General features: G+C 66.2%; 14 protein-coding genes, 1 tRNA gene and 1 pseudogene. 2 read left to right on the top strand and 14 right to left on the bottom strand.

The genetic code is table 11. From position 1 onward, the window contains the following. The first annotated feature begins 97 nt into the window (after positions 1 to 97). Positions 98 to 1,750: an AMP-binding protein gene (locus CUTER_RS00990; protein WP_082121203.1), complete on the top strand. Its 1,653-nt coding sequence runs from the start codon at positions 98 to 100 to the stop codon at positions 1,748 to 1,750. On the opposite strand, the gene CUTER_RS00985 is transcribed toward CUTER_RS00990, so the two are convergent. From CUTER_RS00985 to CUTER_RS00975, 3 genes are all read right to left on the bottom strand, one after another. Further along, positions 1,747 to 3,456: a hypothetical protein gene (locus tag CUTER_RS00985; protein WP_144412220.1), complete on the bottom strand. Its 1,710-nt coding sequence runs from the start codon at positions 3,454 to 3,456 to the stop codon at positions 1,747 to 1,749. The genes CUTER_RS00990 and CUTER_RS00985 overlap by 4 nt on opposite strands. A 31-nt stretch (positions 3,457 to 3,487) precedes the next feature. Then, a tRNA-Thr gene (locus CUTER_RS00980) sits at positions 3,488 to 3,563 on the bottom strand. Positions 3,564 to 3,635: 72 nt separating this feature from the next. Continuing rightward, on the bottom strand, positions 3,636 to 4,844 hold the full coding sequence (locus tag CUTER_RS00975; RefSeq protein WP_047258852.1) for a DNA polymerase III subunit delta': 1,209 nt from the start codon (positions 4,842 to 4,844) through the stop codon (positions 3,636 to 3,638). Between the two features lie 48 nt (positions 4,845 to 4,892). On the opposite strand from CUTER_RS00975, the gene CUTER_RS00970 reads away from it, so the two are divergent. Then, positions 4,893 to 6,419, top strand: coding sequence for an adenylate/guanylate cyclase domain-containing protein (locus tag CUTER_RS00970; RefSeq protein WP_047258851.1), 1,527 nt, complete (start codon positions 4,893 to 4,895; stop codon positions 6,417 to 6,419). A 129-nt stretch (positions 6,420 to 6,548) separates the two neighbouring features. On the opposite strand, the gene CUTER_RS00965 is transcribed toward CUTER_RS00970, so the two are convergent. The 11 genes and pseudogenes from CUTER_RS00965 to CUTER_RS00910 form a co-directional block, all read right to left on the bottom strand. Then, entirely contained in the window at positions 6,549 to 7,100 is a 552-nt protein-coding gene (locus CUTER_RS00965; protein ID WP_236684737.1) for a YagU family protein, read from the bottom strand. A 76-nt stretch (positions 7,101 to 7,176) separates the two neighbouring features. Continuing rightward, positions 7,177 to 7,398, bottom strand: a complete 222-nt coding sequence (locus CUTER_RS11495) for a hypothetical protein (protein ID WP_144412219.1) — start codon at positions 7,396 to 7,398, stop codon at positions 7,177 to 7,179. A 102-nt stretch (positions 7,399 to 7,500) separates the two neighbouring features. Beyond that, positions 7,501 to 8,469 (bottom strand): DUF362 domain-containing protein, encoded by a 969-nt coding sequence (locus CUTER_RS00955; RefSeq protein ID WP_047258848.1) that lies wholly within the window; start codon positions 8,467 to 8,469, stop codon positions 7,501 to 7,503. Continuing rightward, positions 8,462 to 9,076 (bottom strand): TorD/DmsD family molecular chaperone, encoded by a 615-nt coding sequence (locus tag CUTER_RS00950; protein ID WP_052843962.1) that lies wholly within the window; start codon positions 9,074 to 9,076, stop codon positions 8,462 to 8,464. The genes CUTER_RS00955 and CUTER_RS00950 overlap by 8 nt, the downstream gene beginning before the upstream one ends. 7 nt (positions 9,077 to 9,083) lie before the next feature. Continuing rightward, positions 9,084 to 10,076 (bottom strand): dimethyl sulfoxide reductase anchor subunit family protein, encoded by a 993-nt coding sequence (locus CUTER_RS00945; RefSeq protein ID WP_047258846.1) that lies wholly within the window; start codon positions 10,074 to 10,076, stop codon positions 9,084 to 9,086. After that, positions 10,076 to 10,714: a DMSO/selenate family reductase complex B subunit gene (locus tag CUTER_RS00940; RefSeq protein ID WP_047258845.1), complete on the bottom strand. Its 639-nt coding sequence runs from the start codon at positions 10,712 to 10,714 to the stop codon at positions 10,076 to 10,078. The genes CUTER_RS00945 and CUTER_RS00940 overlap by 1 nt, the downstream gene beginning before the upstream one ends. A 5-nt stretch (positions 10,715 to 10,719) precedes the next feature. After that, positions 10,720 to 13,275 carry a DMSO/selenate family reductase complex A subunit gene (locus tag CUTER_RS00935; protein ID WP_047258844.1) on the bottom strand — a complete coding sequence of 852 codons (2,556 nt, stop codon included), beginning with the start codon at positions 13,273 to 13,275 and terminating at the stop codon, positions 10,720 to 10,722. A gap of 903 nt (positions 13,276 to 14,178) precedes the next feature. Next, a protein-coding gene (locus tag CUTER_RS00930) for an IS3 family transposase (RefSeq protein WP_144412218.1) occupies positions 14,179 to 15,404 on the bottom strand; the annotation gives its coding sequence in 2 pieces (ribosomal slippage) (positions 14,179 to 15,137 and positions 15,137 to 15,404; 1,227 coding nt in all). Between the two features lie 68 nt (positions 15,405 to 15,472). Continuing rightward, positions 15,473 to 19,057, bottom strand: a pseudogene (locus CUTER_RS00920) (restriction endonuclease); the annotation flags it as partial. 23 nt (positions 19,058 to 19,080) lie between these two features. Continuing rightward, the gene (locus CUTER_RS00915) at positions 19,081 to 19,836 is read right to left on the bottom strand and encodes a siderophore-interacting protein (protein WP_047258841.1); all 756 of its coding nucleotides are present in this window, start codon (positions 19,834 to 19,836) and stop codon (positions 19,081 to 19,083) included. A 71-nt stretch (positions 19,837 to 19,907) separates the two neighbouring features. Then, positions 19,908 to 20,645 (bottom strand): hypothetical protein, encoded by a 738-nt coding sequence (locus tag CUTER_RS00910; protein ID WP_047258840.1) that lies wholly within the window; start codon positions 20,643 to 20,645, stop codon positions 19,908 to 19,910. Positions 20,646 to 20,650 lie beyond the last annotated feature (5 nt).

Here is a 20,650-nt window from a genome sequence, read left to right as displayed (position 1 = left end):
CAAAACGCGCGGATGGTTTTGAAGTGCAACATTTGTAACCAGTCTGTAATATAACGGACCCAGAGAAGTTTCACCGACTTGAGGAGAACCCGCCCTTATGGCCCTATCACCCCGGCTGCAGATGACGCTTAAGACGCTGTCGACTCTGCCCACCCTGGCGAAGTCCCTGGTGACGTCAGGGATTGTCGACCCCAAAGGGCCCGTGAAGGCGACTGCGGGACTCATCCCCGGCCTCGCCCGCTACTGGTTCTCCTTCGCCCGCGAAGTCGAGGCCGCTTACGAGGGCGCGCCCGACCGCGTCGCCCTCATCGACGATGACGGCACCCTGACCTACCGGGAGATGCGCAACCAGTCCCGCACCATCGCGCGCTACCTCCTCAGCCTGCAGCTGGACACGATCCGGCTGGGCATCATGGCCCGCAACGGCCGCGGCATCCTCCTGCCCATGGCGGCGAAGGGCTACGCGGGCGCCGAGATGTACCTCCTCAACGTCGGTTCCTCCCCCGAGCAGGTCCTGGGCTGCCTACAGGAAAACAACATTAACGTCCTCTTCGTCGACGACGAGTTCGCCGACCGCCTGCCGGAGAACTACCCGGGTCTCACCGTCGTCATCGCGCACGCCGATAACCCGATTCCCGCGGACACCGAGTCCATGGATCAGATCGTGCGCCACCCGGAGCGCTACGCCGATATCTCGCTGCCGCTCATGCCCCGTCACGGCAAGATCGTGCTCATGTCCTCCGGCACTTCCGGCGTGCCGAAGGGCGTCGTGCGGCCCGAACCGCGCCTGCCCGTCGTGCTCTCCGGCTACCTCACCACGCTGCCGATGCGCGCCGGCGACACGATCCAGATGACCGCGTCGATGTTCCACACCTGGGGCTGGGGGGCGACGAACGTCGCCGTCGGTGCTCGCTGCACCATCGTCACCCAGCGTGTATTCAACGCGGAGAATTGCTGGCGACAGATCGAGAAGTACCGCGCCGACGCGCTGGTCTCCTCCCCCATCTTCATCAAGCAGATGCTTCAGCTCGAGGGCCAGGAGAAGTTCGACACGAGCAGCCTGCGTTACCTGGCTTCCTCCGGCAATGCGCTCACCCCGGCCCTGGTCCAGGAGACCATCGAGCGCTTCGGCCCCATCTTGGCCAACATTTACGGCTCCACCGAGCTCACGCTGGCCGCCACCGCCACCGCGGAGGCCATCGCCGCCGACCCGACCGTCGCCGGCCGAGTATCCCCCGGCACCATCCTCAAGGTGCTCGACGCCGAGGGCAACGAGCTCCCCCAGGGCGAAGTGGGCCGGATTCACCTGCGCAATTCCACCTCCCTGACCGGGTACACCAACCCGGCGATTGAGATCGTTCAGCGCCAGGGCCTCATCGAGATCGGTGACCTCGGATACATCGACGACGATGGCTACCTGCACGTCCTCGGCCGCATCGACGACATGATTATCGTCGGCGGCGAGAACGTCTACCCGCGCAGCGTCGAGGAGATCCTCGAGCCCATGCCGGGCGTGGCCGACCTCACCGCCAAGGGCGTCGACGACGCGGTCACGTTCAAGCGCATCGCCGTGTGGATCGTCCGCGAGGACTCCCCCGAGGGCAACGCCCTCACCGAGGACGCCGTGCGCCAATGGGTGTCCGACAAGCTCGCCGACCACTCCATCCCCCGCGACGTCCACTTCGTCGAGGAACTGCCGCGCAACGCCACCGGCAAGGTGATGCCGCGCATGCTCGTCGACGAGGCCTAACGCGGAAGCAACTGCCCCACCTCGCTGCGCCCCAGGCACAGCGGGGTGTTTTCGGCTCCGACCAGCACCGTGTTCCCACCACCGACGAGCCGAACGTGCACCTGCTGCATGCCCGGCTGCACGTCGACGACCACCGGTTCCTCGCTGGTCTCCAGCGCCACGGTAACCTGATCCACGGCCTCCGCCAGGACGTTGAGCCGCAGCACCCAGTCGCGCTCCACCAGCGGCCCGTCGAGAGTGAGCACGCGCGTGACCCGGGGCGCCACGCATCCCGGCTCCAGCGCCGTCGCCCGCATGGGCATGAGCTCCGCCGGCACGATAGCACCGGCCGCATCGATCACGGTCGGGGTGTGCGTGTAGTCGGAGACACCGTCAATGTGCCACGAGAGCCAGTGGTACGGCTCCGCCACCGGGGTGAGAATCTCCGGCGGCAGCTGTTGATCGAGCAGCGTCACCTCCTGCTGCGCCTGCTGGCTAGTCAGCGTGGCGAAGTAGGAACGCGCCGGCTGATCCTGCCACACCAGGGTGTACGTCACCACGCTCACCAGCGAGGAACCGGCCACCGCCAGCGCCACCGCCGGCCCGGTGAAGGCTGGCAGCCGCCCGGCGGCACGGTGTCCGGACCGGCGCATGGCCGCCGCCACCGTCAACCCCACCAAGACCAGCACCTCGGAGAAGTGCCGCAGCGTCAACGCGATCTCCACCGCCGTGCCCTGCCCGGAGCGCACCCAGTACAGGGCCGCGAGCGGAAGCAACGGATAGGCCAGGGCAACCGCGACGGGCGCCAGGGATCGCTTCGCGTACGCCCACGCGGCCAGGGCCACCACCGCCGCCCCGCCGAGCGCGGCACCGAGCACCGACGCGGCCGCGAACGGCGGACCCGGGTGCCACCGGCTCCACCCCCACGGGCCGCCGACGAGCGTCGCCGCGAAACCATTGAAGTACCCGCTGGTGACGATCGCCCCCAGCGATGCGGAGCGCTGCGTGACCTCCACCGGGTCCCCCACCGTGCTCAGATAGATGGCCAGCCACGCCACCACCGGGGCGATGAAAGCAATCACCACCGGGGCCCACCCACCGCGCCGGCCAGGTCCCACCCACAGGAGCACGATCACCGCGCTCACCGGGGCGAGCAGCAGCGCCCGCTCGCTGAACAGGCACGCGGCGACCACGGCGACGACGATGACCACCAGGTCAACCACCCGTCGACGCCGCTGAAAGCGCCACCCGTGAGCCAACCACACCGCGGCGAGGGCCTGCAGCGGCAGCGAATTGACGGCTGCGGCGAGCCACGTCGACGTCGGAAGCAGCAGCGGGTTAATGAGGTACAGGCCGGTGATCCACCAGGCGTGCCGGGGCGCGATGGTCCAGGCCGCGTAGCCGAACGCGGCCGCGGCGGCGGCGGTAAGCGCCGCCAGGACGGCGACCGCCACCGGCCAGCTGTACGCGCCCCCGGAAAGAGCGTCGATGGCCCACAGCAACAGCCACGAACCGGGCATGAGATGGCCGTCGTGGGAGCTCAGCAGCAGCTCGGACAGTGGTTGGGAGCGGACCTCGGCGGTGAGGATGAAATCGTCCCAATAGAACCAGCCACGGGAGATCACCCATGTTCGGATGACTACCCCCACCACGACAACCGTGGTCAGCAGCCCCCGCGGAGACATGCTCTGACTGGGGGGATGAGGCGCGGGGAGGGAATGGCTCATAGTGGCGCATTGTAGCCCGCGGAAAAAGAAGTGGAGCCACCTGCGAGAATCGAACTCGCGACCTTCTCATTACGAGTGAGATGCTCTACCGACTGAGCTAAGGAGGCACGGTACGTAAATACCGGGTAGTAACTTTAGTGCACCACCGCCGGCTGCCAGAAATCCGCAGCTTAACCGCGCTAGGAGACCTTCAACGCCAAACGGATTCGCCCCAGCATGCCATCCATCGCCAGCTGCGGGGACACGAAGCCCTTGATGCGCTCCCGGCATTCCCGGATCGCCTCCTGGCTTTCCACCAGCGCGTCAAACGAGGCCTTCTCGGCCAATTCGGCGGCCAGCGGCTCAAAATCCGGGTGGGTGAGCTCCACGTCGGCGCCGGCGGACTTCATCATCGCGTCGCGAAACACCCCGGCGAAATCGACGAGCGCTAGGTCCACGATGTCCGTCTGCGCGCGGGTCCGTCGTCGCTTCTGCTGCTTCTGCAGGTCCGTGATCGCACCCGCTCCCTGGCGTGACGCCCGCTGCGCGCCCTTGCCCTTAGCCCCCACCCCGAGCGAGTTCTCCAGCTTGGCGAGCTCGCGCTCGTCGATCTCGGCGTAGGTCTCGTCTACTTCCTTCTTCGCCGCAGCCAGCAAGCCGTTGACTGCCTGGAAAGCCTGGTCGCCGTGGAAGAGCATCTCGGCGAGATTAATCGCCTGGGAGCGCCGGTTTTGCATCACCGGCATCGTCACCAGTTTCCGGGCCCGGCCGATGTGGTGCAGGGAGCTCGTCGCGGCCAGTCGGGCGTGCTCCTCGGCGACGCCGAGTTCATCGACGAGCAAATGCACAATCCGGTGTGTGGAGGGGCTCGGTATATAGAGGTGTCGGCATCGCGAACGCAGCGTCGGAATGAAATCCTCCGGAGCCCGCGACGGGGCGCACAGCACAATGACCGTGCGCTCCGGGGGCTCCTCGATGGTTTTCAGCAGGGCGTTGGCCGCCTCTTCCCGGAGGCGGTCCGCATCCTCGATGACGATGATGCGCCAGCCCCCGACCGTCGGCAGGGAATTCGCCGCCGGGATGATGACCTCGCGCACGTAGTCCACCGAGATGACGTTGCCTTCCGGGACCACGCGGGTGACGTCGGTGTGTGCTCCGGCGCGCACGGCGCGGCAGGCCTCGCACCGGCCGCACCCCAGCGCGCCGTCGGTGGTGCACGTCAGCGCCTGCGCGAAAGCCATAGCCGCCACCGAGCGGCCCGACCCTGGCGGGCCGGTGAACACCCAGGAGTGGGTCATGGCGTGCGGGTCGGCACCGGCGTGGCCACGGGCGGCGGCGGCCGCAGCCAGGACGACATCGCGGACCGTGGGGGTGTCCGCCAGCTGCTCGGCGACGGTGGGAAAGTTCACCTGTTCCACCCTAGTGGGCCCTCGTGGGGCGCGATAGAGTTGAGCGTCATGAACAGATACTGGCGGGCCGTGCGCTGGCTCATGCGGACGTCGTGGCCGCTGTACGCCGCCCTCGTCATGAGCTCGAACCTCACCGGCGCGATCTTCATCATGGTGTTCATTCGCTTCATCCTGCCGCTGCCCGGGCTGGACAACATCACCATCGGCTGGCCGGCGGTGTCCATCATCGGCATGGTCTACGTGGGATTCGCCCTCGCCATGGCGGTGGCGGCGTCGCTGGCGCTGTCCCGCCCGGTCCTCGACTGGCAGCGCGCCCCCGACCAGCACGATCCGAACATGGTGCGTTACCTCGTCATGCGCCTGCCCGTGTACCAGGCGATTGTCTGCGCGGTGGTGTGGGCCATCGGTATCGCCATCGCCGTGGCGGTCACGGCCACGGCCGGGTGGGAGACGGCCCTCGTCGTCGGCGTCTCCATCACCCTAGCGGCGGTGGCGATCTGCCTGTTGACCTATCTGCAGGCCGAACGCATGGTCCGCCCCGTCGCCGCCGCGGCGCTCGCCCGGCGCTTCGAGGACTCGATGATGTCCCCGCCGATCGCGTGGCGCCTGCGGCTGACGTGGCTCATGACCTCCGCCGCGCCGGCGTTGGGGATCTTGTTCATCATCCTCGGCCACCGCGCCGGGTTCTTCACCGACGACCCCGGAGACCTCGCCGGGGCCATCGCCACCCTCGTCGTCACGACGCTTCTCACCGGCTTCGTCGGCACCTCTTTATCCACGTCGAGCGTCACCGACCCCATCCGGGAGCTTCAGGACGCCATCAACCGCGTACGACGCGGCGACTCCAGCGTTCAGGTGGACATCTACGACGGCTCCGAACTTGGGGTGCTCCAGTCCGGCTTCAACGAGATGATTCGCGGGCTCAAGGAACGCCAACGGGTGCGCGACATCTTCGGCCGCTACGTTGGCGCCGAGGTCGCCGAGCGGGCGCTGGCGGACAACCCGGAACTCGGCGGCGAGGACCGCATGGTCGCGGTGCTCTTCGTCGACGTCATCGGATCGACCACCTTCGCTGTATCGCACACGCCGAAGGAGGTGGTGGCGGAACTCAACCGCTTCTTCGAGATCGTCGTGGCCGTGGTGCATCGCAATCACGGCATCATCAACAAATTCCAGGGCGACGCCGCGCTGGCCATCTTCGGCGCGCCCATCAACATCAACGACGCCACGTCGTGGGCACTGGCCGCCGCCCGCGAACTGCGTGAGGAGATTAAGGACCTCAAGCTCGACGCCGGCATCGGCGTGGCCGCCGGGCATGTCGTCGCCGGCAACATCGGCGGCGCGGACCGGTTCGAATACACAGTCATTGGCGACGCGGTGAACCTCGCGGCCAGGTTGACCGACCGGGCGAAGCAGACCCCCGACCGGGTCTTAAGCAACGCCGCCACCATCCGCCAGGCCAACGAGGCGGAACAACGACGCTGGGTGATGCTCAACTCCATCGAGCTGCGCGGCCGGCAGGAAATGACTCAGCTGGCTCGGCCAATCCGGCCGACGTTGGCGGATAGGTCATAGACTGGTAGCTACTCGCGCTGGGGTGCGCGGCTCTACTCTCCCTTGCCGCCCCGGTCGTCCTACTGAACCTGGCGTTTTGGGTGTTCAGCCAGGGCGGATCCCCCTTCGCGCCCTAACTTCACTGAGCCCCTAGCGGCGTGCGCCGAGTTCGACCTCGGGGTCCGGCTCGCCGGTGATGCGGTTGCGCAGGTCACGACGGATGATTTCAATGACCCACATCCAGATGGCGTGGCCCGGGATCTCCGAGAAGTGCTCCTCCCACGGCTGGTTCCACGGCGCCGGGACGATGCCCATGGCGGGCATGAGCACCACGTGGAAGGCGACCCACAGGAACACGCCGAAGGCCACGCCCTGCCACAGCTTGATCTTCGGCCAACGCTCCGCGATGACGCAGTACATGACGGCGAAGAAGATAGAGAAGCCGAAGTGGATGAGGAAGGATACCCACGGCAGGCCTTCGTTGCCGTTGAAGGTGTAGCTCAGGTGGGTGGTGGTGTCCGAGAAGCCGAAGAACTCCAGGAAGGCCTGGGGCGGGTTGGTGGCGTTGCGCTCCGGGGAGCGCGGCGGCAGCGGCACCTCCCAGCCAAACTTGACGATGGCGGAGACGATACCGGCGATGATGCCGACGATGGCCGCCACGGCGTAGTTCTGGCGGTCCTGCGGTGTTGTGTTGAAACTCACGCCCGTGAACAATAATGCACACATAGGACGTCACACCATTCGCGCATATCACCACGCTTTTATGCGGAGTCCCTGGCTAGCCCAATGATCGAATGAGATCGGCCAGGTCATGCTCCCCGCGGTGACGGAACACGGCGACGAGGCGTCGTCGTGGGGCGTCCTCCGGCAGGCCCACCCGCTCGTTGACGCGGCGCAGCAGCTCATGGGTGCTCCCCCGCCCCGGCGCGCCCAAACCCATCGCGGCATATACGCGGTCAATGCCCTGGGCCTGTGGCCGGTCCGCTTCGGCCAGTGACACCCTAAACCGCCCCTGGGGGAAGTGCATCCACACCCGGTCGCCGGCCGTAACCCCCAGCCGGTTAAGGCGTCGAGCTGCACGACGGCTACGTCCAGGATCCGGTCAAGCCTCGTGCCGGTGCCCGTCGTCGTCACGGCCACGACCGCGCTGGCTGGGTGGCTCATATCCCTCGCCCTCCTTAAACCCGACTGGTTGCGAGTCTAGAAAGCCCGGGCGACGCCCACGACCGGATTCGTTCGAACGGGGGCGAATCTGCTCCGGTGACAGCGCCGCGAAGGGGTTGCGGCGGCGAAAAGCGCAGAGCTCGCACAGCTCACCGTCGCCGTCGTGACGCTGCCCGCACCGAGAACACACCCTCGTTGCCACCGTAGCCAGGAGAACCTGCTGGCCGGCGAGGGCGTCGGCGAGCGTGAGGAGCCCCGGCGAACTCAGCGCCGAGACCGGGCACAGCGCAATACACTCCCCGCAGCCGCGGCACGCCGCCTGGTCGTGGCGCAGCGTCGACGCGCCGTGCTCGTGGGTCAGGAGCAGCGCACCTTCCGGGCAGGACAGCACGCACACCCCGCACGCGGTGCAGTCGGAGGCGACGAGGAGGTTGCCGCGGTTCTCGGCGTCGGTGAGCTCGGCGTCGGCGAGCTGCTCCGGGGTAACACCAAGCAGGGCGAGGGCGGCGACGCTGCGCGCGTCGTGATCCGCCGCCAGGTCAAAGGGCGGATGCAGGCTCAGGCCCAGCACCGCCCGCCGGGCCAGGGGGATCTCGTGGCCGTCGAGCACGACACCCCCGCCGAGCAGCGACGGTAGCCGCCGACGTCGGCGGGGCGCCACGCGGCCGTCGAACAGCCGCTGCCAGGCCTCGATCCGCTCGTCTGGCACCTCCGCATTGGCGGCGAACTCCACCCGCGGGATCCCGCAGGCGAGCAGCTGGGCGAGGGTGCCGGTGTCGATGTCGCCATCCCACACGACTCCGAGTTCCCCGCGGCGCAGCGTCGGCGGCTCACCGCAGCTGATAACCAACCCGCGGTAGCGATCGTGCGCGAGAATCCAGGTCAGCAGCCGGGGCAGATCAACCATGCGCTTGCCAGGCGGCGACCGTTCCGAGGGTGAGAGCCATGAGGCCGCGCATCCACTTCGTCGTCGCCGCGTCCTGAGCGTCGCGCAGCATCTGCGGGGCCCACGCCGCGAGGTGCTCCTCGGTGAAGGCGTGTGCCAGGGCCTGGAGGTGCTCGGCGCGGGAGGTGTCACCGGCGTCGAGGGCGTCGAGCATCGCCAGGCAGCACTTGGCGAGAAAGTCCAGCTCCAGGCCCACATGGTCGTCCGGCTCCAGGTGCAGGCGAGGCGCCTGAACGTCGAGGCGGGCGAAAGCCGCCCGGACGGCGAGGGTGTGCTCGTCGAAGACTAGGCCGTCCTCGCCCCGGTGCACGGACTCGTAGGGCGCCACCTTCGCCGCGGCGGAGATGCCGTAGAGCGTGTCGTGATCCCAGCGGATCGCGGCCACGTCCTCGCCTCCCGCGACGGAGGCGCGCATGAGCGCAATGCCCTCGTCGACGGCGCCGTCGACCGGCCACTCGTCGATCATCGCGCCGATCGCCTGGTGGTCCTCGGCGCTCACCGGCGCGATATGCAGCCGCGCCAACACGGTGAACGCCGCCGCGAAACGGTCGAGCAGGTCCGGCCCCATCACGCCCCTAGTGCCCGCCATACATCTGCCAGGTGTTGATGCCCACGTGCCACAGGCCCACGTAGTGCAGGTTGCGGCCCATGATCTCGGCGGCGAAGGCGAGCACGAATGCTGCCACGATGAGCACGGTGAGCGTCTTATTCGGCTGCTCGGACACCCCGGCGCGCAGGAAGGCGAAACCGCCGGCCAGCACGATGGCCACGCCCAGCAGGGCGAGGCGGAAGAAGAGGAAGGAGCCGTCGAGCTTGTCCGCCACCGCCGCGGCCGTGGGGCCAGCGGTGGACAGGTGCAGCAGGTACAGCGGGTAGGTCACGAAAATGACCACGCCGGCGGCCGCCGCGACCACGGTCAGCCACTGGATCGACTTGCGGGTGAGCAGCAGCAGGTCCTCGCGGGGGGCGACGCCATCCTGCTGGCCGCGACGCGCGATCCGGGCGAAGATACCCCGGCGGCCCTCCACGCTGAGGTTCCACACCGCCAGCAGCACCACGGCCACCGCCAGGGGGCCGAGCAGCAGCGCGGTGGCGAAGAAGAACACCGGCACCGAGATATGGTGCCACGCCGGGATGGTCTCCACCGAGTAGTACACCATGGACATGGCGAAGACGAGGCCGACGCCGCTCAGCGCGGCGAGCACCGCCAGGACGTTGCGCAGCGACCGGCTCAGCCACCCGAACCACTGGGTCAGCGCAAACAGGGCACCGAAGCCGCCGAAGAACACGCCGAAGAGCAGCTCCCTCGCCAGCCACGACGTCTGCAGGTGCCGCATCGTGTTGAGCGCGTGGAAGGGGTCGGCAAGGTGGAAGAAGGCAGCGATGAAGCCGAAGACCAACAGCGGGCCCACCGCGTACAGGGCAACATTGGTGATCCGGTCCACCGCCGGAGTCTCGATCTTCTTCACGGCGCCGGCCAGCTGGATAGCGCCGAGGGCCAAGAATGCGCCGACGGACGTCTGCGCGACCACCGTGAAGATGATCATCGGAAGTTCAGCAACAACCATTAGATTTCCTCCGGATTCGCAATCGTACCGGTGGCGTTGTTCCAACCCTGCGCGTCCCGGTGCGGGTTAATCACCAGGCGCGGCTGGGTCAGCGACGGGTCCGGCAACGGCGCCACCGCGTCGACGTAGCCGTGCTTTTTCCGCAGCTCCTCAATCGGGCCCCAATCCAAGGCCCGCGACGGGCAGGCCGACACGCAGGCCGGCTCCTTGCCCTCGGAGCGGTAGTCGTAGCACAGGTCGCACTTGGACATGTGCCCCGTCTCGGAGTTGAGCTGCGGGGCGCCGTAGGGGCACGCCCACTGGCAGTAGCGGCAACCCACGCACTTGTCCTGATCCACGTAGACGGTGCCGTCCGGTCGACGGCTCATCGCCGTCGTCGGGCACACCTCAACGCACACCGGGTTTTCGCAATGGTTACAGGCCACCGACGTGTAGTAGGCGAACACGTTCGGCTCGAAAGTGTCGCCGCTGAGCTGCCACGAACCGCCGTCGTACTCCACCACCCGGCGCCACGTGATGCCCACGGGGAGGTCGTGTTTGTCCTTGCACGCGATCTGGCACGCCTTGCAGCCGTTACACACCGTTTGGTCGAAGTAGAAGCCGTAGTTGGCTCCCTCTTGGATGTAGTTCTCAGCCATGCCTGTTAAGCCTTCTCAATCTCGACGGTGATCGTGTGCACCGCGTTGCCGCGGCCCAGCGGCGACGGGTGCAACGTGGACAACGTGTTGGTATTGCCGCCGACGTCCACCGGCAGGTCCGGATTCGCCCCTGCGGGCGGCGTGACCTCGCTAGCGGGGCGAGGGTCGAACCACGCGCCCTGCGGCAGCGACGCCACGCCCGGCGCGATGCGCGGCGTCACCTTCGCCGGGATCCGCACCGTGCCCCGATCGTTGTAGATGAACACCTCGTCGCCGCTGGCGATGCCACGCTTGCGGGCGTCGACCGGATTGAGCCACACCGACTGGTGGTGGGCCTCCTTCAACCAGTCCACGTTGCCGTAGGTGGAGTGCGTGCGCGCCTTGTAGTGGTGGCCGATGAGCTGCAGGGGGAACTTGCCCTCCCGGGCGTCCTCCACCATCTCGCGGGCCTCAACGTACTCCGGCAGGGGTTTGAGCTCGTCGCCCTTGTGCAGGGGACGGAAGGCGTCGAACACCCACTTCTTCGACATCTTCTCGATGCGATCCGAGTAGATCTCGATCTTGCCGGACGGGGTGGGCAGCGGGTTGGCCGCCGGGTCCTCGCGGAACTCCTTCATGCTCACCACCGGGCCGGCGAGCTTGCGGAAGATGCCCATCTCCTTCCACGTGTCATAATCCGGCAGGTCCGGGTCCTCCTTGCGGGCGGCTTCCACCGTTTCCCGCAGCCAGGCTTCACGGTCCTTGCCGTCGGTGAACTCGTCCTTCACACCGAGCTGCTCGGCGAGCTCCGTGCAGATGGTGTAGATGTCCTTGCACTCGTACAGCGGCTCGATGGCCTGGCTGGAGACGATGCCATAGGCCATCGGCGCGCCGTTTTCACCCGGGTGGATGTCGAACTCCTCCGCCGCCGACGTGCCCGGCAGCACGTAGTCGGAGTACCGGCAGGACACCGTCATCTGGATGTCACAGTTGACGATGAGCTCGCACTTGCTTTCATCCTGCAGCACCTCGACGGTGCGGTTGTTGTCCCCGGTCTGGTTGACGATGGAGTTACCGCCGTACTGCCACACCATCTTGATGGGGACGTCGAGCTTCGTGTTCGTCGGGGTGCCGTCGTCGGCGACCGGCACCTTGAAGTCCCGCACGCCCTCTTCCGGCTTCTCCATCACCCCGGCGTTGAAGGTGTCCATCTGCTCGCCGTGGTCCACCGCATCCACCCAGCTGACCACCGGGATGATCTTCATCGACGGGTTCGTCGTCGTGCTGCCCATGACGTTCGTCAGCGGCAGGCCCGGAGAGGACTCGCGGGAACCGTTGCCGCCGCCGGGCACCCCCGGGTTGCCGGTGGCGCAGGCGAGCAGGAAGATCGCGCGGGCGCTGTTCTCTCCGGTCGCGTGGCGCTGCGGGCCCCAGCCCTGCGTGATGGCGCACGGCTTGGCCGAGGCGATCTCGCGCGCCAGCCGACGGATCTTATCCGCCGGCACGCCCGTAATCGCCGCCGCCCACTCCGGGGTCTTTTCCACCCCGTCCTTCTTGCCCTCCAGGTAGGAACGGTACGACGAGTCCTTCGGCGCACCCTCGGGCATGTGATCCTCGTCGAAACCGATGCAATACTTATCCAGGAATTCCTGGTCATGCAGGCCTTCGGCGACCATGACGTGAATCATGCCGGCGACGAGCGCAGCGTCGGTGCCCGGGCGCAACGCCACCCACTCGTCGGCGAGATCAATGGCCGTCTCTGTGTACCGGGGGTCAATGACAATCGTTCGCACGCCGGAGTGCTTCTTCGTTTGCAGCGTGGTGAACGTCAACCCGCCGCCGGACATGCGCGTCTCCAGCGGATTATTGCCGAACATGACCTGGAGCTTGGCGTTCTTCGCGTCGTCCAACGAGTTCGATCCCGTCCACGCGCCATAAAAGTAGGGGTAGGCGGCCGTGATCTGGGCCGTGGAGTAGTCCGCGTAATGGTCCAGGTAACCGCCGTAGCAATTGAGCAGGCGGGCGAAGGCCGAGGCGTCCGGCGGCCACGACGCAGACACCGTCGTCCCCAGCACCCCGGTGCCGTAATTGATGTAGAACGCCTCGTTGCCAAAGCGGGACTTGATGGACTTCATCTTCTCCGCGATCTCGCTGAGCGCCTGCTCCCAGGAGATCTCCTCCCACTGGCCCTCGCCGCGCTTGGTGCCTTCCTTGCGCTTGAGGGGCCTTTTGAGACGATCCGGGTTGTAGATGCGGTGCCGAATCGACCTACCGCGCACGCAGGCGCGCACGCTCTGCGAGCCGAGCTCGTTAGTGCCGGTGTCATCGGGCAGCACGCGGACGATGGTGCCGTCGGCGACCTCCAGGCGAACCGGGCACCGGGAGCCACAGTTCACCGTGCACGCCGACCACACCAGCTTCGTCGCGTCCGCCGGAACGTCCATAGCCGGATTCTGGCCCTGGGCTTCGCATCCCACGAGCGTGGCGGCGCCAGCGGCAACACCAGACCATTTGAGAAATGATCGCCGGCTCAGGCCGGAGCCACCTTCCACAATTGGTGAGCTGTCAACGGTCTGTGACATAAAAACCCCATCACGTCTCGGGCCGCTGAGTCATCCCCGGCGGCATCTCATGTATCACCTTTCATTTAAACAGAGCCGTGCCCGAGTGGTTAGTTCGTTGAATGGTGGCCTACGCCATAGTGAGTGATTTAAGGTAAGGCTCACTTAATTTTTGGTTTTATTGAACGGCCGATTAGGGGCGGCCGGGAATGTGGATGTGTCACTTATGGGTGTTCTTGGGGATGGCGCTCTTGCGGCGGCCGACGAGCGGCCGTGACCTTGAAGGATGCCGGGGAACACCGGGGTTGAGCCCGGGCGGAGGAGTGTGGCCTTCACAGTTTCACTGAGTTGCCCTCGACACCTTTTACACGTGGGCGCAATTGGCTTGGCAGGGAGGATGATGATTTTTTCCAGATGGCGGGCCAGGTTTTCTGAAATAAGGTTGTCACTGGGCCGACTCGACGCCTTAAGAGACGGCATTCCGAATGTGATTTCAATGACGCCGGGACGCCCTTCAAAGCGAAGTCCGGAGTAGTGTCAGCGACGGTGGGATTTGGCCCCGGGATTGATCGGCTTGATCCTAGTTTGACCCGAGGCAGGCGATGCACGTGCATCGCCTCAGAGAGCGATTCGCCGGCGGGGGTGGGGTGGGCCATGGGAACCGCGCGAGCGTCGGGCGACCTGGCGGCCTGCGGTCGAAACGATGCACGTGCATCGGCTAGCGACGGTGCCGGCGTCGGTACCCCAAGGAGTGGTGGACTTGCCCCAGAGCAGAGCGAGCCGACACGAAGACAGAGTCAGAAGCGATGCACGTGCATCACTTGGGGGCTCCCCCGCCATCGACGGCGACCTCTACGAACCTGGAGCGCCACACGAATCACGCCGGCGTCGAATGGGGTTGCCCGCAAATCGTGGACAGTTCGATTAAGCAGCGCGGCCTGAGGCCGACTCCTTCTCCAAGTGGTAATTATTTTCGAAACTGACAGGTGGGAGACCACCCAACGACGAATGACGCCGTTGCCGGTTGTAAAACCCCTCGATCCAACCCGCCACCGCACGACGAGCTTGATCCCGGGTACGCCACCGTCGCCGCTGGTAGAACTCCGTTTTTAGCGTCGCCCAAAACGATTCAGCCATCGCGTTATCAAAACACACCCCAGTACGTCCCACCGACTGAGCGATCCCGAGTTCCTGGCACACACGGTACAGCTGATCACTGGTGAACTGCGTGCCACGATCAGCGTGAAACACCACACCCTCAGCCACCTCGCCACGCAAGGTGTGCGCCATCCGAAGGGCCCGTTCCACCAGGTCAGTGCTCTGGTGCGCGTCCATCGCCCACCCTAAGACCCGGCGAGAACACCCATCACGGACCGCACACAGATACAGCCAACCCTCCCCGGTACGCAGATACGTGATATCGGAGATCCACACCTTATTCAGTTCCCCGGTGTCAAAGACTCGTTCCACCCGATCTGGGATCTGGTGCCGTGCTACACCGGGTACTCGCCGAGCCGGAGTCCACGATCGCGGTGAGATGCCTTCAATGCCCAGCCTGCGCATCGACTTGGCTACCGTTTTCTTATCCACCACCAGGCCCATGCCACGTAGATCAGCGGTGATCCGCGGTGCTCCGTAGGTCTGGTGGGACTGGGTCCAGGACCTCAGCACGCTGGCATCAAGCGCGGCGCGCTGCATGTCACGAGGGTCATCACCGGCAGCTTTGAGCCTTTGCTGGCTCGCCCACTTGTAGTAGCCCGAGCGGGAGACCTGCAAAAGCCTGGCCATGCGGCAGATGCTGTAGTTGGCCTTCTCCTGCGCCATCAGCTGGAAGCGTTCTACTTTTGTTGCTTCGACGCGAAGAAGGCTGCTGCTTTTCCCAAAAACTCGTTATCAAGCTTGAGCTCGGCGACCTGTTTACGCAGGCGTAGCAGTTCTGCGCGTTCGTCGGCGTCGAGTACCTCAGCCTGGTGTGTGGCTGGGTCGCTGGGCTGGCGTTCTTTCTTCACCCACCGGCTCAACAGGGAGGCGTTGATGTTGAGTTCCTTGGCTACCACCGAGATCGGGCGGCCGGTATCAAGAACCAATCGGGCGGCTTCGCGCCGGTATTCCGGGGTGTAGGTCTTCCTCGTTGCCATAGTGACAGACATCCTTCCTGACAGGCCTGTGGCCCATCCTTATCAGGTGTCCACTACTCGAGGGTAACCCCAATCCGGCCCAAGGATGCCGAAGCGACTTTGGACAGTTTCTCTTCAGCGCTGAGATAGTCGCCGATGTCGCAGTAGTGGATCCGGCACTCTTCACCGGCGGTGGTGGGGTCTTTGATGCCGATGGTGATAGCAATCGTCGAACGGCTCCCAGCACCGAAGACCTTCCCACCCTCCTTACGTGATTGCTCACCAGCTGTTCGCTGGTTACCCCGCAGGTTGTACACATACAGGTCGGTGAAATCCTCCTGCATGCTCAGCCGCACCCCGTCGCCGGTGTTGCCGTCGATCCACCCACCGTTGGACACGAACGCCACAATGCCCTTCTCCCCAACGCGGTCCGTCGCCCAGCGGAAGGCACGCAGGTAAGAGTCGTACAACTTGTTTTTGTTCGTCGCCGTGGAGAGTGCCGCGTAGGTGTCGGCGATCCTCCCATCCAAACTTGGGTACTTCAGGTTCGCATTGAGGTCGTTGACGTTCTTCTGCCCCGCCGAGTACGGCGGGTTGCCGACGATGACGTTAATGGGCGCAGTCTTCTGCCGTTCGATGGTCGCGTTGTTCTCCCGGAAGATGTCCAGGTCTGGGATGTCGCCGTTTTCGTGGACCTGGAAGGTATCCGCCAGGGCGATGTTGGTGAACGTCTGGTACTCCGGCTCCGGCTCGCCATCACGCAAGGCTGCTTCGTGGCGCAGCGCGTTGAACGTGGTCTCAATGTTGACCGCAGAAACGTAGTACGCCAGCAGCATGATTTCTGTGGCGAAGAGCTCACGGGCGTACTTGCGCGCGACATCCTTGGCGTCGATGAGCCCGGATTGCAGCAGGCGCACCAGGAACGTCGAGGTTCCCGCGAAGGGGTCCAGGATGCACACCCCTTCGTCCGTGAGCCCCTTGCCGAAGTGGGCGCGGGCGGCGTCGTCGGCGGCACGCAGGATGAAATCCACGATCTCCACCGGGGTGTAGACAATGCCCAAGGCCTCGGATTGTTTCTTAAACGCTTTGCGGAAGAAGCGTTCGTAGAGTTCCTTAATCACCTGCTGCTTACCCGAAGCACTGGTGACTTCGCTGGCGCGCACGCGGACGGAATCGTAGAACTTCTCCAACTGCTCGGTTTCGGTCTCTAAGCGCTTGTCGGCCAGGGCGTCGACCATGCGGGTCATGACCTGCGCCACCGGGTTGTGGGTGGCGAAGTCGTGCTCGCTGAACAGGGCGTCGAACACGGGAGCCGTGATGAGGTGCTGGGAGAGCATGCTGATGGCTTCGGCTTCCGTGATGGAGTCGTTGAGGTTGGCGCGCAGGCCGGTAACGAAGCGGTCGAACTCGCGGCGCAGGGTGGGCGACGCCGCGTCGACGAGCGCGGTGATGCGGGTGATGTGTGCCTGGGCGATGTCGGCGACGTCGTCGGCCCAGTCCTCCCAGTAGGTGCGGGTGCCGACCTTGTCCACCAGCTTCGTGTAGAGCGCCTCGTGCCAGTTGTCCGTGGCGAACAGGTGGAGCTGCTCGGCGGCGAGATCGGGGTCGGGTTCCTCGCCCACGTGGTGCACGGAGAGTTTTTCCTTCAGCGCTGTGAGCGGGGAGCGGTCGGCGGTGAAGAGGCCGTCGTCACCGCGGGAGGAATTGACCCCGATCGAATTGACGATGGCGTTGAAGCGCTCGTCGTGGGCGCGCAGGGAGTTGAGGATCTGCCAGACCACCTTGAAGCGCTTGTTATCCCCCAGCACCTTCGACGGCGCCGTGTTGGGCGGAACGGCCACGGGCAGGATGATGTAGCCGTAGTCCTTGCCGGGGGCTTTGCGCATGACGCGGCCGACGGACTGGACCACGTCCACCATGGAGTTACGCGGGTTGAAGAAGATGATCGAGTCGAGCGCGGGCACGTCCACGCCCTCAGACAGGCAGCGGGCGTTGCTCAGGATTCGGGTGGTGTCCTGCCCCACAGGGGCTTTGAGCCAGGTCAGGAGGTTGCTGCGGGTCAGGGCGTTCATGCTGCCGTCGACGTGGGCGGCCTCCACCGCCAGGTCGGCGTGGTGCAGGGAGATCGCGTCGTCGGTAACGGCACGGGAGATAAGGCCACCAGTGAACGCCTCAATGAGGCGCGGGTAGCCCTCCGCAATCTTCTTAGAGGTGGCGATGTCCTTGGCGAACGCGACGGTGCGACGCATCGGCTGGTCCGTGGTGGCGAAACCTTCCGAGGTGTCTTGCACCGTCCCGGACCGCTTGGCCAGGCCGTTCCAGGCGCCGATCATGGCCGAGGCCAGATCCAGCGTCATGTCGGCCTCTCCACCCTTGGGCAGGTGTGCCAGCGCCTTCGCGGCCGTGGCTTCGTCGACCGTCATAACCACCACCCGGTAGTCCGTGAGCAGCCCCTTGTCCACCGCTTCCCCGAAGCCCAGGCGGTGAAACTCGGGCCCGAAGACGGCCTCGTCGTCCATGGAGGCTACCTCGGCGAAGGAGTTGGCGGCCTGGTTCTTCGTCTGTTCGTCGTACAGCCGGGGCGTGGCCGTCATGTACAGCCGCTTGGCGCCGCGGATGTAGGCAGCGTCGTGCACCGCGACGAACGCCGAGGGTTCCTCCCCGCTTAAGGTAACGCCGGTGGTGCGGTGCGCTTCGTCGCAGATGATGAGGTCGAAGGGGTCCGCGCCGAGGGTTTGGGCGTCGTGCACGGCGGCGATGGACTGGTACGTGGAGAACACGACGGTCAGGCCGGCGGCACGCTTGCCTTTGCCCAGCCGGTCGGCGAGGTCTCGGCCGTTCGTGGTGACCGGAACTTCAAGGTCGTAGGCGGCTATGTCTTCTGCCGCCTTGGATACCTTTTTGTCTGAGCACACGGCGAGTGCCTTGAGGTCCACGTTCGCCTGGGCGGTCCACTCGCGGAGCGTTTGCGACAGCAGGCTGATCGACGGCACGAGGAACAGCACCCGCGCCTTCCGGCCGTTGTCCTCCGCCACCTGCTCGGCGAGGCGCAAGGCGGTAAACGTCTTGCCGGTGCCGCAGGCCATGACCAGCTTTCCGCGGTCGTGGGAGCCGAAGCCGCGCAGGACGGCGTCGATGGCCGCCTGCTGGTGCGGGCGGGGGCTGAACGTCTCTTTGAGCGTGAGATCGACCGAGATCTCCGAACCGGGGAAGGCGATGTCCCAGTTGATGCGGGACTCGGCGATGGCGGACAGCCCGATCCTGGACACGGGGATGGTCTGCGAGTCCAGCATCGCCTCGGCATTGCTTGACCACTTGTCCGTGGTGGAGATAATGATCCGGTGCGCGAAGGTCTCCACCCCGGTATCGGTGGTGAAGGTGCGCCCGGAGGCCTCGAAGAAGGAGTCCAGGTGGCGCTTCGACAGCGACGTCGACGGCCGGTAGAACTTGCACTGGATGGCCACCCACCGCCCGTCCTCCGCCCGGCGTGCCACCAGGTCGATGCCGGTGTCGGCGCGGCCGGCGTTGTACGCCCAGTCGTTGAAGCGCTGCACGTCCGTGTACTCCCGGGCGAGGACGGGGTCCACCCGGAAGTAGTTCACCATGAGCTTCTCAAACGCGATGCCGCGCTGGGCGCGGGACTGAAGCTGGTTGAGTTCCTCAATGACTGCGGTGATGGTGGCCATACGTCTCAGTATGGCCTAGCCGCCTACACGGTGACGAGGCGTCGCACCGGCGGGGTGTGGCCCACCGCCCAGAACGGCCGGACGTAGATGTATTCCTTGGACACCAGCCCGTTGTGCAGCAGGTACCGGCGCAGGGCGCGGGTGAGCTTGGACTCGCTGACGATGACCGGGTAGCGCCCGGCCCAGTCGGCGGCCTGCGCCTTGGTGCGCAGCGCCTCCCGGGTGGGTCCCACCCACTCGACGGTGATGCGGTCGTCGTCGTCCGCGAGGGGGATCGCGTGGTCGCTAGGCTGGAAGTCCAGCAACCACACTTTCACCGGGGTGGTTTCGGCCAGGAAGGGGGCCAGGGCGTTGACGTAGGGGATGCCGGAGGCGTCGGCGACGAGGACGTATTCTTCCGGCAGCGGCGTGGGGATAATGAACGGCCGGGAGCCGTGGTAGACGGCGGCGAAGGTGTCGCCCGCCGCGACGGTAGTGGCCCACGCGGTGCCCGGGCCTTCGGGGAGGTGCAGCAGCACGCGGATGGTGAACTCCCCGGCGGTGTAATCGATGTCGGTGATGCTATACGGCCGCAGCACCTGCCGGCGCGGGTGGCCCGGCATGGGCAGCCAGCAGTGGAGAAATTCGCCGGCCATAGGCCGATGCCGGTCGATAAGTTCGGGGCAGCTGACCCGGATGGCGCGCAGCGCCGGGGCTTCCACATCGATGTCGGTCACGGTGCACGTAAGGTCCTTGATCCTCAGTGCCTTCACTATCGCGCCGGTAATACCGCGGCTCATCGCCGTTGCCTTTCTCTACACACTGTTATTTAGGCGGCGTAGCAGAAGGCGCCGTCGTCTGATGTCTGAGGTTACACCTCCTGCTCGGATGCTTCACCCCTAGTGAGCCCATCAGTGACGAGAACCACTCCCAACGCGCGGGCGCTGAACAAACACGCCGACGCCACTCGCGTGACCCAGGCGCTACCTCCCGCCGCGCGGAGACAGGCCTCGCCGGCCTCGGCGGCGGCGATCATGTTCACCCCGTGGCTGATCCCCTTCGCGGGCACGGCGCCGGCGCGCAGCGCGTCGTTGTTCGCCGCGGTGAGCGCCCACGCCCGAGCCAGGCCGGCCGCGGCCTCGGCGGCGATGGCCGTGGGGGTCAGCTCGTGCCGACGCCAGCCGGCGGCAAGCACGACGGCGGACACCCCCGCCGATGCGCCGCTCGGCAGGAGCCCAGGCCACCGGCTCGGCTGCGCGGCCTGGGCCGTCAGCGCCGGGGTGAGCAGGGCGTACGACGCCGTGCGCGCGGCGACGCTGCCTTCTCCTGCGGCCATGAGCACGCTCAACGCGACTGCCTCGCCGCCTCGGCGGCCGACGCGGAGCATATCCCGGGCGGCGGTAACCGCCAGTGCGGCGAAGGCCGCCGGGCGCAGCACCGACGCCGCCGTGACAGCCTTGGGCGAGCCGATGACCTCGGCGGTCACGGCCGCGTCGTGCGCGGCGGCGAAGACTAGCCGCTCGACGCGCGCATCCGGGCGGGTCAATGCCGCCGTGAGGGCGGCAGCACCCTCCCGAGAGCGAGTGACGAACTCACTGGCGCTCATCATGGCGA

The sequence above is a fragment of the Corynebacterium uterequi genome, assembly GCF_001021065.1.
Classification (GTDB): domain Bacteria; phylum Actinomycetota; class Actinomycetes; order Mycobacteriales; family Mycobacteriaceae; genus Corynebacterium; species Corynebacterium uterequi.
The sequence above is the reverse complement of the archived record's forward strand: the minus strand, read 5'-3'. Positions and strand labels throughout refer to the sequence as shown.

Excerpts from the sequence above, each read along its gene's own strand:
- CUTER_RS00950 (WP_052843962.1), bottom strand. The coding sequence starts at position 9,076 with ATGGGGCCGGACCTGCTCGACCGTTTCGCGGCGGCGTTCACCGTGTTG.
- CUTER_RS00910 (WP_047258840.1), bottom strand. The coding sequence starts at position 20,645 with ATGATGAGCGCCAGTGAGTTCGTCACTCGCTCTCGGGAGGGTGCTGCC.
- CUTER_RS00970 (WP_047258851.1), top strand. The coding sequence starts at position 4,893 with ATGAACAGATACTGGCGGGCCGTGCGCTGGCTCATGCGGACGTCGTGG.
- CUTER_RS00915 (WP_047258841.1), bottom strand. The coding sequence starts at position 19,836 with ATGAGCCGCGGTATTACCGGCGCGATAGTGAAGGCACTGAGGATCAAG.
- CUTER_RS00990 (WP_082121203.1), top strand. The coding sequence starts at position 98 with ATGGCCCTATCACCCCGGCTGCAGATGACGCTTAAGACGCTGTCGACT.
- CUTER_RS00945 (WP_047258846.1), bottom strand. The coding sequence starts at position 10,076 with ATGGTTGTTGCTGAACTTCCGATGATCATCTTCACGGTGGTCGCGCAG.
- CUTER_RS00935 (WP_047258844.1), bottom strand. The coding sequence starts at position 13,275 with ATGTCACAGACCGTTGACAGCTCACCAATTGTGGAAGGTGGCTCCGGC.
- CUTER_RS00985 (WP_144412220.1), bottom strand. The coding sequence starts at position 3,456 with ATGAGCCATTCCCTCCCCGCGCCTCATCCCCCCAGTCAGAGCATGTCT.
- CUTER_RS00940 (WP_047258845.1), bottom strand. The coding sequence starts at position 10,714 with ATGGCTGAGAACTACATCCAAGAGGGAGCCAACTACGGCTTCTACTTC.
- CUTER_RS00955 (WP_047258848.1), bottom strand. The coding sequence starts at position 8,469 with ATGGTTGATCTGCCCCGGCTGCTGACCTGGATTCTCGCGCACGATCGC.